Here is a 16,789-nt window from a genome sequence, read left to right on the forward strand (position 1 = left end):
CCAAAATTTAAAGAGCTTACTATATAGTAAGCTCTTCATTAAAAATCATTTATTTCACAATCGGTAATATTACTTCGCTTAATTTTACTGTAAGCTTCGTACCCGCTTTCGGTCTAATTGTATAATCATAGTCACTAGCAATTAAAACGATCCCAATTTGATGTCCTGCTTTAAATACATAATCATCTGGCTGCATGTCCCATGTAAATGTATAATCTTTTCCAGGTTGAAGCGCTGTTGAATTTTTTATACTATTTAAGTTTTGCGGGTCCATCCAACCTCTCGTAACGATTTCAGGCTTTGCTCCACCGTAATCAACAAGTAAAGCTGTTAAATTTGCTACAGAACGGTCAATATTTCCTTTGAATGAAACTTGCGGTGTACCGCTTATTCGTATATCTTTTTGCAACACCGGCATTGTATACACTAATCGATTTGCTACTTCTAATTCCGGGTTTGCTACTAATTGGTTTGATTTCATTTTTGCATCATCTACGAATGAGAAAACCTTATTAGCAGATCCCATACTTAATGGCAAATTGACTGCTTTATTACTTAAATACATTCGGATTTTTGACGGCACAGCCGCTGGATCTGGCCAATTTTTTAACCTTTCCCATGTTTTATTTTCTCGTTGTACATCAGCCATTGGTTCATCCATAATTCCATTTTCAATTCCGTACAACCAATAATCTAACCATTTATTTTGTGTTTGCTGCCAGTTATTACTTGATGTTCCGCCGTGTCCACCTTGATGTAACCACATTTTACGAGGTACATCATTTTCTCCAAGCGCATCCCACCATTGCGCGAACTGCTTCGTTTTTACGTTCCAATCGTTTAAACCGTGAACGACAAATACGCTCGCTTTTACATTTTTAGCATCTTTCACATAGTTACGTTTATCCCAAAAATCATTATAATTACCAGTTTTCCGGTCTTGTCCATCAGTGAGCTCTTTTATAACTTGTCCGCAAACTTCAGGGTTTTCCCTTGTTAGTACTGCTTCTGCCATATTATCTGTATCTTCCCCTTGATACCCACCTGGTGCAATGACTGCGCCATTGGCACGATAATAATCATACCAACTACTAATCGCTGCGATTGGAATAATTGTTTTTAACCCTTCAACGCCAGTCGTCGCAACAGCATTTGGTAACGTACCATTATAAGAAACCCCTGTCATACCTACATTTCCAGTAGACCAATTTGCATTTACTTCTTTTCCATCTTCTGTATATGCTTTCGCACGCCCATTTACCCAATCGATGACAGACTTCGTCCCGATTATTTCCTGTTCGTCTCCAGTCGTAGGACAGCCATCTGATTTTCCAGTACCGATACTTTCTCCTAAAATAACTGCATAACCTCTTGGCACGTAATAGTTTCCGTACGAACCAAGATTAACCGCTCCATACGGTTTTCCTTCATACGCATACAATTCTTCATCTACATTATATACAGGAACATCTTTTAATCCAGCTCGATATGGACTCATTTCATAAATAACAGGAACTTTCACATTCGGATCAGTTTTTGGACGCATAACCTTTACTGATACACGATCCTTTTTACCATCGCGATCACTATCAACTTCTGTTTCTACAAACAAATTTTCAATAATCGCTTCATCAAGTGAGTAAATAGGTTTTGTCATCCCATTTTCTAATTCAATTTTCGTGTTCGAATGTAATGCTTCTGAAACTTTTCCATTTAACTTAACGCCATTTTCATTTCTAGTGTTTGCTTCCTTATTTTCTGCATACGCAGTCATAGTAGAAACTCCTGATGTAATTGATAAAGATAAAATAGCTGATAGTGTAATTGCAATTTTCTTTTTCTCCATGCCCTTCCCTCCCCAATACTTCTCTTCTTACTATACAACAAAATTACTGAAAATTCAGTTTATATTCTATACAATAACTTGAGAAATTTGTAGAACATTCTCCCTACGAGCTTTCAAAATTATATAGTTCCACTTAATACTGTCTTATAATCATAAAAAAGCATCGTCTCCTATTGAAAATAGACGATGTTTTTTTAGTTTTTAATTAGCCCTTCTTCATATAAATATCAAATTGTATCTCTCCATCTATAGTAGAGACTCCATATTCAAAACCATGTCTTTCTAAAATACTTTTTACTATCGCTAGTCCTAATCCTGTACCTGATTTTTCTTTACTACGAGAAGATTCTAATACATAAAATGGTTCCCAAATTTTATCGATATCTTTAATTTGTTCAGCATGAATACCATTTTGAATTTGAAAATATATACCATCGTTTCTATTTTCTAAATAAATTTTTACATTTTGATTCGTTGTATATTTAATCGCATTAGAAATTAAATTTTGAAACACCATTCCCATTTTATTTAAATCGGCATAAATGATTGTATCACCAACAGTATTGTTCACTTGCAAATTGATTTCTTTCGATTCCAGTTCAATCTTATGTTTATCTATTATACTTTGGACTAGTGGCTCAATAGGGAATTCTTCTTTTTGTAATATATCTCTTTCTAGTTTAGAAAATCGTAATAACTCTTCAACTAGATTTGAAATTTGATCAGTTTGTTTAATAATTGTATCTACGTACGTACCATCATCTAACCCATCTTTTATTCCCATAGAATATGCTTTTACTAATGCTATAGGTGTTTTTAATTCATGAGTGATATCACCCATAAATTGTTTTAAATGTTCATTACGATCTGTTAAATCTTGATGTGCTTCATGCAATTTATCACTCATAATATTGATACTATTGGCTAAGTCTCCTATTTCATCGTTCGTTTTCACTTTCGTTCTTTTAAACTTCAAACGTGAAATTTCTTCTGCGACATCACTTAATTCTTTCAATGGTGTCGTGATTGTTTTTGAAAGTATCCACACAAGTAAAATAATGAGAAGGAGTGAGAAACACAAAATGTATAAGTAAAATGTATTTAACGTATTAATAATTTCATTTGAATTTGCAATAGAAGTCCCAATTAAAATTATCGTATCATCTTTCGCAATATACTTAGCAAAAAAGCTTGCTTTTACCTTTCCTTGATCATATAGTTTATTCGATTGCCCTTCCGTTTTCACTTTTATGACTTCGTCTTTCGTAATCCACAGTTTATTTAATGTTACCTTCTTTCTCATAAGTTTTGAGTGTAGTGCTTCGTTCATATCAACTATTGACTGGTTGATTGGCGTATACACAATTGAAACATTACTTTCATTTTCAATTGTATGGACAACATCTTCTAAATCTTTTACTGATGTATTTTGTATTTGCATTGTAAATTTATTTAAGTTTTCACGTGTTTTATAAATATTATATTTCGGTAAAAGATAATTAATTAATAATAAAGAGATCATAAAAATAAGAATAACCGTTAAAGAAATGCTGAAAAATAGCTTTTTTCCAAGTTTATTCACTTTGTTCCTCCAGACTATAACCTAAACCACGATGCGTCTTTATAATATTCTCTCCGATTTTTTTACGCAATCTCCTCACATGTGTATCAACCGTTCTCTCTTCTCCAAAATAGTCAAATCCCCATACGATATCTAACAATTTTTTACGCGTTAAAATCATTCCTTTATGATTTAAAAAGCACTTTATTAATTCTAGTTCTGTTTTTGTAATATCTAATTCTATATCATTTTTATATACTTTATTTTTGGCGAAATTTATCTTTACATCTTGCACTTGAATTACATCATCCTGTTGTACAAGCTTTTTCGCTCGGGTAATTAGTACTCCTGGATGAAATGGTTTTTTCACATATTCATCTGCCCCGCTTTGAAGCGCTGCTAATTCATCTTCACTTTCACTTTTCGCCGTAAGCATTAACACTCTTACACTTGAATTCTTTTTTATTTCCTGACAGACTGTAATACCACTATGTTTCGGCATCATCCAATCTAAAATAGCTAAATCTATTTTCTCATCATAAAAAATTTGAAGTGCTTCCTCTCCATCTTTTGCTAATAAAACTTCGAAACCTTCTTTTTCAAAATAAGCTTTTAAAATTTTCAACATATCTTGTTCATCATCTGCAATCAATACTTTCATAATTTATCCTCCATTGCTTTTAAACAAAAACCAATTGTATCATACAACTTCTTTGTTACATGTATGTGACAGAAAAATATTTAAACCTTTTGAGGGTATAGTAAAGATGAGGTGTTGTATTATGAAAAAAAAAATCGGGGTCATTTCTCTTCTTTTCTTCCTATTATCAACAAATGTGCTCGCAAATACAAATCAACAAATTGAAGTGTTTGATTGCAAAAAAGAAATGGTCATTCAAAAACAATCTTTAGATCCAGCAATCGAAAAAGAAGCTGTTCAATACGCTAAAGCAATAACTGGACCATTTAAAAACTTAAATGTCGTTCCGAAAGATGGACATATGATAAAAATCCCTTTATCTAAACCTGTTTCTATTGCCAATCAATGGTTACATACTACAATAGACGAAGTACTTATACTGCTCCCACAAAATGAAAAACCTTATATTATGCTATATGATGATGAGAATAATCCGCATTTTTATTATGTGAAAGGTGATCCAAATAGATTATTGAAACAAATGAATGTTACATTATAATTTAAGAAAGATCCCACAAATATCATTTGCGGGATCTTTCTTTATCGGTTAACAACTTGATTTTCATTTAAAAAATGCATAACCTGTCTTTTATGATGGTTATCATGATCTACAAATTCTTTAATAATATATATAAGAGAATACGGCGTTCCAGTATGAGGACAATGTGATACTCCATTGGCAGTTACAGGTTTCTTTAGATTTCCAGCAGGCAATAATCTAATTTCTTTTACGAGTAACTCTCTTTTTGTTTTTGCTTCTTCAAGAAGTTTCATCTTAGATATACCTGATTTGGCATAACTAGATGCTATTTTATTATATGTATTAAAGTCAGGGAACTCCACTCCCTGTCCTTCTCTCACTGATGGTAAGACCTTACTTAAAAGACATTCATCCCAATTCATAATATGAGATACAATCTCACCAATAGTCCATTTCCCCTCTGATATTGGTGCCACCCACAATTCTTCTTTCATACCTTTCAATGTATTTAACCAAATTGAATATTCATTGAAATCATGAATAATTTTATTTTCTCCCATCATCCAATTCCCCATTCTAATAATAGATTCAAATAAATTATATCATCAATCCACATAAAAATAGAACGAAAGTTCTGTCAGAGTGGATAAATAATAATTCACTACATCCTTTTATATAAGTTCAAATAATGGCTCGCTCCTACATATTTTTTCCCTTTCACAAATCCACCCGAAGTATAAAATTTGTCACCCTGTTCCGTATCTGTATTTTAGACAACGATATTAAAATATTTTTTAGCATCACTTAAAATTCGCACTAACAGTAACCTTCCTAATCCTTTCCTTCGGTATTCTTTTGCAATATAAAATCTCCTTACCCTACCAATCTTATTATTTTCTGTATATGGATCCTCATTTAGCCCTCCTATTCCAATTAACTTTTCCCCTTGAAAAATACCATATAAACATTCTCCAGTTTTATTAAATACATTTATTTTGTTTTCATATTCATTTATTAATTTTATTAGGAAGTTAAAACCTCCTTCCTTACTGTCCTGAACGAGATGACTAATTTCATATTTCATTAAATTTTCTATTTGTTGAATATGTATATCTTTCAAGTAAATTCCCTCCCTTAATATAAAAATATACAAAAATGCTCAAGAATCATTTATTCTGAGCATTTTTATGGTTGTTACCTTATTCAATTCGTAGCATGCGTATTCTGCACTTCAGACAATATCCCCTTCAACTCCATTAAATCATCAATTACTATATCCGCACGAGCCAGTTCATCTTCTTGTGCAAAATCAAAATTGCATCCAATCGCAATTAAACCGTTATCTTTCGCTGCATTTATATCAGATAGTCGGTCTCCAACTACGGCTGCTTCTTTTATATCATATTTGTTCAAAATATTTTTGACTAAGTCACTTTTATTTAGCGATTGTATTTGTTCAATACTACATGTTTCAGTAACCCACTGATCCAAAGCATAATAAGATACGATTGCTTGTAAGTATTCTTTTAAGCCATTACTAGCAATGTATATTGAACAATTATTTTCTTTTATGTGCATAAATACTTCTTTTACATTTGGATATAAAGCACCTTTTCCGCTCTTTATGTTTTCAATTAATCTTTCCAAAAAATATGCGTCTGTTTGTTCTCTCGCTTCAATAGAATGGTCTGGTAATAACGTCTCCCAAACTTTCGGTAACGGCACACCCATAATTTCACGATACTTATCAATTGGCGTTACTGCATCCCATAATTGTAGTGACCGTAAATGATTAAAAGTATCATCTAGCGATACTTCTAAAATTTTATCTGTTTGAAATAACGTTCCGTCCATATCGAAAATTAGTGCTTGAAACATGTCATCCTCTCCTTACATAAGCTGCAAATATTCATCAATATCTTTAGAAATTTGTATAAAAGCTTTATCCCAAAATTCATAGCTTGTTATATCTATTTGAAAATGTTTTTTCATCAGCTCTTCTACTGGAGCTTTTCCTGTTTCTCGTAGAAATTCTTTATACTTTAAATGGAATGTACTTGAGTTTTGCTTCGCTATTTCTACTAAACTAAAACTTGCTAAATATCCAAATGTGTACGGATAATTGTAAAAAGGAACATCCGCAATATAAAATTGAATATATTTCATCCACACGAACGGCTGATATTCACTTAAAGCATGTCCATATACTTCTTCTTGTGCCAATATAGATAACTTCTCAATTTCGTCAGCACTTATGGGACCTTCTTTACATTTTTCATAAAAATTCTTCTCAAATTGAAATGATGCTCGAATGGCCATAACATAATTAAAAGTATTTCTTATTTTCCAGCTAAGTAATGACTTTTTCATATCTATACACTTTGTTGTTTCAATTAAATAGTTTATGAGTACTGTTTCAAAGAAAATAGACGCGGATTCAGCCGTACTCATTGGCAAATAATCATCTAAGAAAGAAGTAGTTTGTTCAAAACTCATATTATAAAAATGCCAAGCATGTCCTAGTTCGTGGACAAGTATCCTTACACTATCGATACTTCCGTCATAACGCATTGAAATACGGGATTCTTTCTCACTGAAAAAAGGAACGCAAAACCCACCTGGTGGTTTATTCTCTCTCGGTTCACCATCTACCCATCCACTTTCTATCGCATTACGTGCAAATTCTGCTAATTCTTCATCAATAGCTTTTAATGCATCATATATGTTTTGTACTGCTAGTGAAAAAGGAATAATAGCCTCATTATTTTCCTTCATTGTCATAAGTTCATGCCATGTAATGGAATCTTTCCCTATTTTATACATGTTTAAAGCACTAACTAATTTATCAAGATTTTCTTCTGTCGCATTCCACATTTGTAATAATACAGTTTCAGAAATACCATTCACATGAAGAGATTGTGTTAAAATCTCTCTATCTTCTTTTTCATTACTCTTTGTATTACGCAATCTCCCTATTTGATTTAATACAGTAGCAAAGACTTCTTTTTCCTTATGTAATGCATTTATTAGTAGCACAAATACTTCTAATCTTTCCTTTTCATTATCACTATTCATTGCAATATGATTTGCTTGACCAAATGATAATTGTTTATTATTGTGCTCTATTTCTATCTTATTTCTTAATTGTATGTACATATTTTCCCACGCATTAAGTTCATCTTTTATGAACCTAGTATTAATATTATCAGAAATTTCCACCTCACTTTGTTGTATTACTTGCTGTACTTCACTTTTTAGTTCCTTTACTTTCACAGTCAATATAGTATTGTCAGATGAAACACTTTCTTCAGCCGATCGGCAATACAAATAGTATTCTGCCTTTTCAATAGCCTGTATAAGTTTTGAAAGGATTTCCACATCCTTTGTCACTATATATTGTTCTTTCAACTCTAATATCGGAAATATAATATCTTCACACGAATATAATCGATCTAAATCCCACCTAGCAATTTCATGCATTTTTATAGCCGCCTCCTATGTTTACAAATAATTACAGATATTTCTCCCTACCCAATTATATATGAAACTACAATTTTTTAATATCTTTAAATATTTCGTTTTTTCGATGAGCAGGACTAGATTTATATTCGTTTCTTTCACCACTCAATCACAAATAGCATAAACACATGAATGATACGATGTGTAAAAAAGACAATAAAGTTATTTACTTTTAAACCTAAAACAAGCATAACCCCGTTCTAAATTTAGGACGGGGTTAAAATATAGTTGTATAATTTTCGATATAAGATACTTCACTGTACTTAAAAATATAACAATAAAGTCGTTTGAAAATCTAATTTTTATTCAACAATAGCGCCTATTGTTGAATAATGTTCAATTTTAAACGAATAAAGCCATTAATATTAAATTTTGATAGCCGTCATCCAATTTTACACCCTTTGCTTTTCTACCCTCTTCAAAAAATCCTAGATTCTTATATAACTGGATTGCACCTAGATTATCTTCCATTACCTCAAGACAAACTTTTTCAATCTTACTGTTATTTTTAGCCCAATTGATTAACGTTTCTAGAAGGGCTCTTCCAATACCATAATTTCGATATTCAGGTAGTATGGTCATCGCAAAAGCCCCTTGATGACTAATTTTTTCTTTGTTTCCGTTCTTAAAATCGATTGCACCGACTAACTTACCATCAACTTCAGCAATAAACTGTACATAATTTGGATTTTCATGATAAGCTTTTAACGTTTTTTGAATAGCATCAACACTCATCTTTTTTACACCCTCAACCGTACTTAGCATGTATGGAGCATTTATTAAAGCTTTTGAAGCAGCATTTAGCATTCTTTCTGCATCCTGTTCTTTAGCTTCTCTAATTATTACTGTTTTTCCATCCTTAGATTTATAAGTAAAAACATTAGTTGATAATATATTACACACACCCTTTCGGAATATACTTAATCGGATTTTTTAAATATTCCACAATTCTTAAGTAAGAGAAAGTCGTATCACCTTTTTCTGTAATCGCCCTCTTTTAACTTAATAACAATTATTTCAAATATTTTTAATTTTGACAAGAAATCGTATCGTTATATAGCTCGATTGTTGAATAGCATGACTAGCATTTTTTAACCGACTTTATTATTTCTTTACACGATGATTGATATAAGTATCACTTCACCAATACCATATCGCCCAATTATCACAGATTAAAAATAAAAAAGGATTGATCAAAAGATCAATCCTTTACTCTACTTCATTTAAGAAAAATAATGTTATAACGCCAGGTCCTGTATGTGCTCCAATTGCTGCACCAATTGTATTTACGATAAATACTTCACAGCCGAATCTTTCCGTAATTAATGCTTTTAACGCTTCAGCTGTTTCTAAGTCGTCGCCATGAGTCATTGCGATTGTTTGACCTTTAAGTTCTTTCCCGCGCTTTTCCATAATATCTACAATTCGGCCAAGTACTTTCTTTTTCCCTCTTACCTTTTCAAGTGGTACAAGTTTTCCTTCTTCAACATTTAAGATCGGCTTAATGTTTAATAAACCGCCGATAAAACCTGCTACTTTACTTAAACGTCCACCTCTAACAAGGTACTGTAAGTCAGCCACAGTGAAGATATGTTCCATATGGTTCATTAAAAAAGCGACACGTTTTAAAATATCTTCTTTTGATGCGCCGTCTTTCGCCATTTTAGCAGCTTCTAAAACGACAAGCCCTTGACCAAGCGAAGCACATTTCGTATCAATAATCTCCAAATCTAAATCTGCATATGTTTCTTTTACTTCCTCTTTAATGACAATTGAAGATTGATATGTACCAGACAGTTCAGATGAAAAAGCTAAATATATACAAGGGTTACCTTCTTTTGCATAAGAAACAAATTTTTCTTGGAAAGTTTCAAGTGAAGGCAATGATGTTCTATAAACAGCGCCTTCTCTCATTTTTTGCAATAATGTAACTGACTCTAATGTAACTCCATCTAAATACTCTGTTTCTGCTTCATCATATACACGGAGTGGAATTAAATCAATATCATATGCTTGCAGCAATTCTACCGGTAAATCCGCCGCACTATCCGTAATGATTTTAACACCCATTTTTAAACCTCTATTCTGTTATAAATATAAAATAATAAAATAAAAATAGTACTTTTAAATTATATACGTAAAACTTAAATGAAGAAAGGAAAACACTTTATATTGTATGCACTATTCTTCAAAACTTGAACTGTTAATAAAAATCATGCCATTTTAACCACTTTTTCCTGAAAATATATTATGTATAATGGAAATAGTAAAAGTTTTCTGAAGGAGGATGCATATGAGTATTCAACTGGCTACATATAATGATCTAGAATGGATTAATAATCAATACGAATCAATAGGATTTGTACGGAGCGATTTAAAGCGAGATAAAGTTGCAATCATTACATACAACAATGAGTACGCAGGTGTTGGACGACTAGTCAAAATAGATGATAATACTATAGAAATGGGTGGGATTTTTATTCTCCCTAAATTTAGAGGTCTACAATTAGCTGGGGAACTTGTTTCATTTTTAGTAGAAACTGCGAAAAAATTACACGTACAAAATGTGTATTGTCTTCCTTTTGAGGAACTAGAAAACTTTTATAAGAAATATGGCAATACTGAGGTCGATACTACGAAAGAAGTTGTCCATCCAATTATTCTAAAAAAATATAATTGGTGTTTAAAACATTATGATAAACATGTATTACTGTTTAAATTGTAAGTTTTCTATAATGGGGGTGGATACACTTTGTGTTACACCTCATATTTTAACAAAGATTTATCCATTTCATCTATTAAAAGAATTAGTTTTTTAAAGCGATCCATCAATTGTATTTCATATCTTTCCCAAACGCTTATTAGCAAGCTCATTTACAAACTTGCTAGCATTATTTTTAAGTTTCTCTAATACATTTTCCTGAAGAAATTTTTAACTAATTGATGTAGAAATGATTAATTATCTAATCCGCACCCAAACTTCCTGTTCTTGTAACAATTGCACAGTTAATTCCAATACAAGGTTTTGTATTAACTGATACGCGTTATCATGCGGTGTACTTCGTTCCGATATAAATTCAATACATTGAAAAATATAACCTTCTACGAGTAAGCTCCCTTTTTCAATTTTAGATGGATTATTTCCTTTCCTTATTATTTTTGGTAATAAAAACTCTTTTTTTGTTAAAATAATTTCCTGTGACACCTCTTTTATTTCTATAACTTTTTCTTTAAATACCACTTTTTCTCGTAAATTAATTTCACCTTTATACTTCCCTATTTCTATTGGGAATTTCGCAGGTATATAATTATTTACTCCTCCTTCATCTTCCTTATCTAAAATTATTCCGTGTATAGGAATCCACGAAGATGTTCCTACCCAATTCTCTTCCATATTACTTTTTATTTTTTGATTAGAAAGTTCTAAAAGCACTCTCTTTTCATAAAGGTTTGAAGAAACTAAATTACAATTAACTTCTCCTTGATAATGTTGCACTGTAGTTAATAACTTAGTATCCAATTCACGACCCCTTTCATCTTTTTGATTCCGAAATACAAATACTTCTTGATTTTTCACATTCATATTAGGGAATTTTATAAAACTAGTCACATCTGAAATAATAGAAAATGGGGTTTTTACTACTTTTGAACGTACTAAGGTCTCTATTTTTGATTCTGAATCTTGACGTTTTTTCTGTGACTCTGTTTCTTTACTCTTTTTCTCGGATTTAACTGCTTCTTCTTTTTTTGACTTTGTTTTTTTACTTTCTTTCTCTGATTCAATTGTTTCTTCTTCTTTTTTCGACTTTGTTTTTTTACTTTCTTTCTCTGATTCAATTGTTTCTTCTTCTTTTTTCGACTCAGTTTCTTTACTTTCTTTCTCTGATTCAATTGTTTCTTCTTCTTTTTCCGACTCAGTTTCTTTACTTTCTTTCTCTAATTCAATTGTTTCTTCTTTTTTCGACTCAGTTTCTTTATTTTCTTTCTCTAATTCAATCGCTTTATCTCCCTTTTTTGATTCTGTTTCTTTATTTTCTTTCTCTAATTCAATCGCTTTATCTCCCTTTTTTGATTCTGTTTCTTTATTTTCTTTCTCTAATTCAATCGCTTTATCTTCTTTCTCTGATTCTGTTTCTTCAATTTTTTCCTTTTTTCTTATTTCGCGTGCATCATCTTGAACATTCAGCTTTTTCCCTTTATAAACTTTGTTCCATATTTCCTGACCAACCCATGGATTTTTCATCACCATCCCCCCGTCTAATGAAATTCATAAAAATATGTTTTTTGTACGCGACCATTTCATCATTATATATGTTTTATAATAATAAAAAAGACATTGTCTTTTTATCAAAGACAATGCTTTTTTAGTTTTATACTTGTACTTGTTGTACTTGTAAAACTTTTAAAGTAAGATCTAGTACAATTTTTTCACGAAGAGTATCAAATGGTTCGTTTAGGTCTGTTGGACAAGGTGAAAAGTCTAATTCAAAAAATTGAGCGCTGACTAATTCGCAATACGGTTGTTCATTATAAAAAACTGTATTTTCGAAGAAGTATTTGTCTAAACGTGGTAGATCACCATTTTTAGGATTAATAAAGTGAGAAGTAGTATCTGAGGAAGCAGCCACTATAGCTAGTGATAGAAAATCACCAGCTGTTAAATCAGCAAAACCAGAAAATGGAACATTAGCAATGCGGTCATATAGCACTCCATTACACTCGTCATTTGCATATTCAATATTTTTACGAATATATCCTTGTACAAATAACTTTGCTCTTGTAACTCGACGGTAAGGTGTACCTGGTACTGGTTCGAATGCTACAGGAACTAACTTACATTGTGTTAAAAATGCATTTTTTAAGATACGTTTAATTTCAACCGCTGGAGGATCTAATGAAATATCAGATTCTACAACAATTTGAATTGTTCTTTCTGCTAATACAACCGGTATTTTTACAATTGGTGCTCCCGGAGTAGTAATTGGCGTTGCAGGTGCATCACTTAATGGTGTTTGGGTTTGTCCTACTACCTGACATGGTACATTAATTGGACATTGTTCACTCATATTTTATAATCTCCTTTATAATAAAATTTAGAGTTTTTTAACTCTCTTTACTGTATATGTACTTTTTCTATTAATGCGTGGGTTTGTATCATAGTCACTTTTATCAATTGCATAGTAAAAGCTTCAATTCCTCTTGATAGTTAAAAATACATAAATTAATATATAGAGCCTATACTGATGTCTACCTATATAAAATAGAATTTCTCGACTTTTTTATGATAGAGCTAATAGGTGTTCCAAAATTAATTTTTCAAGAGTCTTTTATTCTATCTAACAAAGAATACATTTAATAAGAACCAGCTGCCAACTTAATACTATCCACAAAACAGAACATCACGACTATTGTCCCCTTTATAAAAAATAAAAACCAGCTAAAAAAGCCGGTTTTTGTACTCAATAGATTATAAAATCACCTTATTATTGAAATAATCATTTTATTCCCTAATATTTCCATAGGAGTTTTTAACAATGCTATCGAAACATTCCAGTCATTTGTCTTTCCCTTTCTAAATTCTTTATTTTGTACAACTCTTACAATCTCTGATCATTCATCTATTATCCACAAAATAAGTATCATACGCCTTATCAAAAACATATCCTAGCTTTTCTGCTAGTTTGGCAGATGTCGTATTCGCTGCATCCCAGTTTGGGTATTTCCCCTTTTCTAAACAATCCAATATTAACGCTGCACTCACTACGGTCGCCAAACCTTTTCTTCTATGGTTCAGATCCGTCGCAACTTCAATTTCTATCCCCTTATCGTAAATACTATACGAGGATGCACCACATATAACTTCTCCGTTATACAAAATGCTATAACCTATACCTCGATTTAAATAATCTTCTACCGATTGAAATTGACTTGTAAAGTCTTCAGAAAGCTTATGTAGTGTAGAATCATTTGCAATATGCACATCTATTCTTCTTAACTCATATCCTTTTGGAAGTGTTGACATAAAAGATTGTAATTTTGAACGGTCAAAAACTTCCGAATTACGTTTGAATTTATAGCGTAAAAACTTATCTATTTTTCTTTCATAAAATATTTCTAAACGCTTTTTCCATTCTTCACTATTTACGATTACTAACATTTTTTCAGGAATATTACGTAATAACTCTTCTGTTTCTTTCACATTTGGATCTCCAGTATAAAATGTGAAAATCCCTACTGTAACTTGTGCTACTGTCGGATTTTCTAGATCGTTTACCCAGGCTCTTCCCATATGTCCTTGTAAATAAGAAAGTAATATAACATTATTAAAATCTTCGAACATGGAAACTAATTTTCTTCTAGTATGTATATTCGCTTCATATATCATTTACATTCCTGCTTTCTACAAATCAATATAACTCTACATTTTCATGAGGTAACTTATACCCTTTTTACACATCCATTTATTCGGCATATAAGCAAACACCCATTAGACTTAACTTTCATATAATTATAAATTATTCACAAATACAAAATCATTATAACATCAAATCAAAAAATATAAATTCACTTTTTCAATTTTAAAATATACATCTTATTATCCAAATGAAAACTATTTGTTGATAAAATTTTAACCATATACCAATCCAGTTGAATCGCTGTAAGATTGATTAATAAATAAGCTTTTTAAGGGGGATTATAAAATGACTGATTTCTATTCTCGCCTTTCAAAAAGTGACGCCGCTCTTATGCGTATGGCTCATGGCGGGGTTCAACTAATGAACTGGTTTAGCGTTGCAGCAGAATTACAGCGTGACTGGCGAAATGATGTTGAAGGCTTTGGAGCTTTACTTGCTAAACACCTTCCAAGTTATCAAAATATTATAGGAAGCTATATGGGAGCTCAAAAGGAATTTAGTAAATAAATTACTCAATTTTGGATAACTATGTAAACATAATAAAAATAGCAACAGCTATGTACATAATTAAGAAAAGGGCTGCTTCAATAGCCCTTTTCTTAATTGCTTTATCAATATTGTATGCTCTTCCGTCACTTTATTTAAATCAATTACATACTATTCCCCTAGCTTTTCTGTAATGGCTTCTTTCATATTTTGCTGCAAAAGACCGCATTATAGGAGATTATCCATAACAAATCATAGTACAACTAACCACTCTATTTACTTCTAACACCGTACATACGACAAAAGTGATTTTCCCGCCACTATAACGCTCCCATTATATGTAAAAACCCTCCTGTATTTTAAGAGGGTTAATCAATAGATACGTTATAACTCCTTCTTAGAAATAAAGGATTCCGTCTCACCATTTTTATATACTTTAGTCAATTTAACAACTGATTTGTACGTGTTATCATCATCGTTTATCATTTTTTTCAGCTCTTCTATTTCAGCATTACCAGTTCCACTCTCTATTTTTAAGCAGTTCGAAATGGAAAGGTATCCGCTTGATGCCAATATAAAAATAAAAATCGTATCAGGAAAATTAATAAATAACAATCCGTAGTTTAAAGGATCTCCAGCTGGATGCGATAAAAGCAGTCGAAAACCTACCAGTTCAGGCACTTGAACGAAATCTTTAGAAACAATTGCCTCACCTACTATAGTAATTTGCTTTACTACATTCCCGAGTTCATCTGTAAATTCAGTACATCTAGGTGGATTAATTGTGGTTGCTTGGAAAGACACATTTAATTCAGGATTGTTAAAATCAAAAAAGATTGTACTACCCTCCGTTAAACATTGCGGGCAAACATTTCCTAGCAAGCTAAAGTCCTCTTCAATATATTTAACTTTCGATTTACAACTACACACTTTTCCTATTCGAATTGCATCAATCTTTGAACAGTCTACAAATATTACCTCATTGTCTTGTTGTACAAATGATACAATGCCCTTCCTCTTGTTAAATGAAAGAAAATAAGATACATCGATTTCGTTTCCAGCTATTACGATACTTTCAACTTGAGTAAAAGGTTCTAGACTTTGTAAAAATTCACATATACTATTTTGACAACACCCACAATTTCGTTTCGGCTCGCAATCCACTTACATTCAATCCCTTCCCTATATGTTTTTATCTAATACATATAATATGAGCGGAAGATAAGAAAAGCTTGGACAATATAATATTAACGTAAGGAGATAGTTAACTACTCATTAGATTAATAAGGGAATTACACCAATTATAAGTAATAACACATATTTTTTACTATAAATACGTATAACAATTTCATCTTTCATGAAAAAAACGTTATAATAAGGTGTAGCCTCTACGATTACGTTATAAAGGAGATTAAAACAATGGCTAAAATTAAAGTATATCAAGCAAAAGAAGAAAATATGGACGCAGTAAAAAACATCATTGATGTTGAGGAACAAAACCCAACTGCTGAAAACTTACAAAATCTATACGCATGTGTATTAGAAACTGAAGATATGGCATTGCCTGAATCATACATTGAAGAAGATATCTTAATTGATTCTATGGAAGTTATGGTTAATGCTTCTCAAAGCAAACTAAGAGACTTAGGTACATATGATGTAATCGAAGTTCAAAACAAAGGTAAGAAAACACAAATTTTATTATTAGCAGACGAAGAATACGAAATCATCGAAGGCTAATTTAACACCGTACATACGACAAAAGCTCCTTTCAAATTTG

At 31.6% G+C, this 16,789-nt stretch carries 15 protein-coding genes and 2 pseudogenes; 4 read left to right on the forward strand and 13 right to left on the reverse strand.

Features of this window, described 5'->3' with window-relative positions; genetic code table 11:
• Positions 1-49: 49 nt before the first annotated feature.
• The 3 genes from DPQ31_RS13895 to DPQ31_RS13905 form a co-directional block, all read right to left on the reverse strand.
• Complete coding sequence (locus DPQ31_RS13895; protein WP_208732052.1) at positions 50-1,846, reverse strand: Xaa-Pro dipeptidyl-peptidase; 1,797 nt, start codon at positions 1,844-1,846, stop codon at positions 50-52.
• A gap of 205 nt (positions 1,847-2,051) precedes the next feature.
• Positions 2,052-3,428, reverse strand: coding sequence for a HAMP domain-containing sensor histidine kinase (locus DPQ31_RS13900; protein ID WP_208732053.1), 1,377 nt, complete (start codon positions 3,426-3,428; stop codon positions 2,052-2,054).
• On the reverse strand, positions 3,421-4,068 hold the full coding sequence (locus DPQ31_RS13905) for a response regulator transcription factor (protein WP_000865955.1): 648 nt from the start codon (positions 4,066-4,068) through the stop codon (positions 3,421-3,423). The genes DPQ31_RS13900 and DPQ31_RS13905 overlap by 8 nt, the downstream gene beginning before the upstream one ends.
• Positions 4,069-4,189: 121 nt before the next feature.
• Between DPQ31_RS13905 and DPQ31_RS13910 the strand changes: the two genes are divergently transcribed.
• Positions 4,190-4,606, forward strand: coding sequence for a hypothetical protein (locus tag DPQ31_RS13910; protein WP_087969918.1), 417 nt, complete (start codon positions 4,190-4,192; stop codon positions 4,604-4,606).
• Positions 4,607-4,647: 41 nt separating this feature from the next.
• Here DPQ31_RS13910 and DPQ31_RS13915 read toward each other — a convergent pair whose 3' ends face one another.
• From DPQ31_RS13915 to DPQ31_RS13940, 6 genes and pseudogenes are all read right to left on the reverse strand, one after another.
• Entirely contained in the window at positions 4,648-5,148 is a 501-nt protein-coding gene (locus DPQ31_RS13915) for a DinB family protein (RefSeq protein WP_098711355.1), read from the reverse strand.
• Between the two features lie 101 nt (positions 5,149-5,249).
• A pseudogene (locus DPQ31_RS13920) lies at positions 5,250-5,708 on the reverse strand (GNAT family N-acetyltransferase).
• Between the two features lie 83 nt (positions 5,709-5,791).
• A complete protein-coding gene (locus DPQ31_RS13925; RefSeq protein WP_098711356.1) occupies positions 5,792-6,466 on the reverse strand; it encodes an HAD family hydrolase in 675 nt (224 codons plus the stop codon).
• A 12-nt stretch (positions 6,467-6,478) separates the two neighbouring features.
• On the reverse strand, positions 6,479-8,068 hold the full coding sequence (locus DPQ31_RS13930; protein WP_208732054.1) for a M3 family metallopeptidase: 1,590 nt from the start codon (positions 8,066-8,068) through the stop codon (positions 6,479-6,481).
• 381 nt (positions 8,069-8,449) lie between these two features.
• Positions 8,450-9,010 carry a GNAT family N-acetyltransferase gene (locus tag DPQ31_RS13935; protein WP_015000610.1) on the reverse strand — a complete coding sequence of 187 codons (561 nt, stop codon included), beginning with the start codon at positions 9,008-9,010 and terminating at the stop codon, positions 8,450-8,452.
• Positions 9,011-9,316: 306 nt separating this feature from the next.
• Positions 9,317-10,177, reverse strand: a complete 861-nt coding sequence (locus DPQ31_RS13940) for a DegV family protein (protein ID WP_097957346.1) — start codon at positions 10,175-10,177, stop codon at positions 9,317-9,319.
• A 223-nt stretch (positions 10,178-10,400) separates the two neighbouring features.
• Between DPQ31_RS13940 and DPQ31_RS13945 the strand changes: the two genes are divergently transcribed.
• The gene (locus DPQ31_RS13945; RefSeq protein ID WP_208732055.1) at positions 10,401-10,832 is read left to right on the forward strand and encodes a GNAT family N-acetyltransferase; all 432 of its coding nucleotides are present in this window, start codon (positions 10,401-10,403) and stop codon (positions 10,830-10,832) included.
• Between the two features lie 234 nt (positions 10,833-11,066).
• On the opposite strand, the gene DPQ31_RS13950 is transcribed toward DPQ31_RS13945, so the two are convergent.
• The 3 genes from DPQ31_RS13950 to DPQ31_RS13960 form a co-directional block, all read right to left on the reverse strand.
• A complete protein-coding gene (locus tag DPQ31_RS13950) occupies positions 11,067-12,350 on the reverse strand; it encodes a BC_2427 family protein (protein WP_208732056.1) in 1,284 nt (427 codons plus the stop codon).
• 127 nt (positions 12,351-12,477) lie between these two features.
• Positions 12,478-13,173, reverse strand: coding sequence for a CsxC family protein (locus tag DPQ31_RS13955; RefSeq protein ID WP_001294998.1), 696 nt, complete (start codon positions 13,171-13,173; stop codon positions 12,478-12,480).
• 548 nt (positions 13,174-13,721) lie between these two features.
• Positions 13,722-14,492, reverse strand: a complete 771-nt coding sequence (locus tag DPQ31_RS13960) for a GNAT family N-acetyltransferase (protein WP_098711981.1) — start codon at positions 14,490-14,492, stop codon at positions 13,722-13,724.
• 340 nt (positions 14,493-14,832) lie between these two features.
• On the opposite strand from DPQ31_RS13960, the pseudogene DPQ31_RS13965 reads away from it, so the two are divergent.
• Positions 14,833-15,030: pseudogene (locus tag DPQ31_RS13965) on the forward strand (isochorismatase hydrolase); the annotation flags it as partial.
• Between the two features lie 363 nt (positions 15,031-15,393).
• Here DPQ31_RS13965 and DPQ31_RS13970 read toward each other — a convergent pair.
• Positions 15,394-16,173 (reverse strand): BC_2878 family exosporium-associated protein, encoded by a 780-nt coding sequence (locus DPQ31_RS13970; protein WP_098711980.1) that lies wholly within the window; start codon positions 16,171-16,173, stop codon positions 15,394-15,396.
• A 255-nt stretch (positions 16,174-16,428) separates the two neighbouring features.
• Between DPQ31_RS13970 and DPQ31_RS13975 the strand changes: the two genes are divergently transcribed.
• The gene (locus DPQ31_RS13975; protein ID WP_001062729.1) at positions 16,429-16,749 is read left to right on the forward strand and encodes a hypothetical protein; all 321 of its coding nucleotides are present in this window, start codon (positions 16,429-16,431) and stop codon (positions 16,747-16,749) included.
• Positions 16,750-16,789: the final 40 nt, after the last annotated feature.

This window comes from Bacillus sp. COPE52 (assembly GCF_003355115.1).
GTDB classification, from domain to species: Bacteria; Bacillota; Bacilli; order Bacillales; family Bacillaceae_G; genus Bacillus_A; species Bacillus_A toyonensis.

Bases quoted from the DNA above. Each gene is read 5' to 3' on its own strand.
- DPQ31_RS13960 (WP_098711981.1), bottom strand. From the start codon at position 14,492: ATGATATATGAAGCGAATATACATACTAGAAGAAAATTAGTTTCCATG.
- DPQ31_RS13925 (WP_098711356.1), bottom strand. From the start codon at position 6,466: ATGTTTCAAGCACTAATTTTCGATATGGACGGAACGTTATTTCAAACA.
- DPQ31_RS13940 (WP_097957346.1), bottom strand. From the start codon at position 10,177: ATGGGTGTTAAAATCATTACGGATAGTGCGGCGGATTTACCGGTAGAA.
- DPQ31_RS13910 (WP_087969918.1), top strand. From the start codon at position 4,190: ATGAAAAAAAAAATCGGGGTCATTTCTCTTCTTTTCTTCCTATTATCA.
- DPQ31_RS13955 (WP_001294998.1), bottom strand. From the start codon at position 13,173: ATGAGTGAACAATGTCCAATTAATGTACCATGTCAGGTAGTAGGACAA.
- DPQ31_RS13905 (WP_000865955.1), bottom strand. From the start codon at position 4,068: ATGAAAGTATTGATTGCAGATGATGAACAAGATATGTTGAAAATTTTA.
- DPQ31_RS13895 (WP_208732052.1), bottom strand. From the start codon at position 1,846: ATGGAGAAAAAGAAAATTGCAATTACACTATCAGCTATTTTATCTTTA.
- DPQ31_RS13975 (WP_001062729.1), top strand. From the start codon at position 16,429: ATGGCTAAAATTAAAGTATATCAAGCAAAAGAAGAAAATATGGACGCA.
- DPQ31_RS13950 (WP_208732056.1), bottom strand. From the start codon at position 12,350: ATGAAAAATCCATGGGTTGGTCAGGAAATATGGAACAAAGTTTATAAA.
- DPQ31_RS13930 (WP_208732054.1), bottom strand. From the start codon at position 8,068: ATGCATGAAATTGCTAGGTGGGATTTAGATCGATTATATTCGTGTGAA.
- DPQ31_RS13945 (WP_208732055.1), top strand. From the start codon at position 10,401: ATGAGTATTCAACTGGCTACATATAATGATCTAGAATGGATTAATAAT.
- DPQ31_RS13915 (WP_098711355.1), bottom strand. From the start codon at position 5,148: ATGGGAGAAAATAAAATTATTCATGATTTCAATGAATATTCAATTTGG.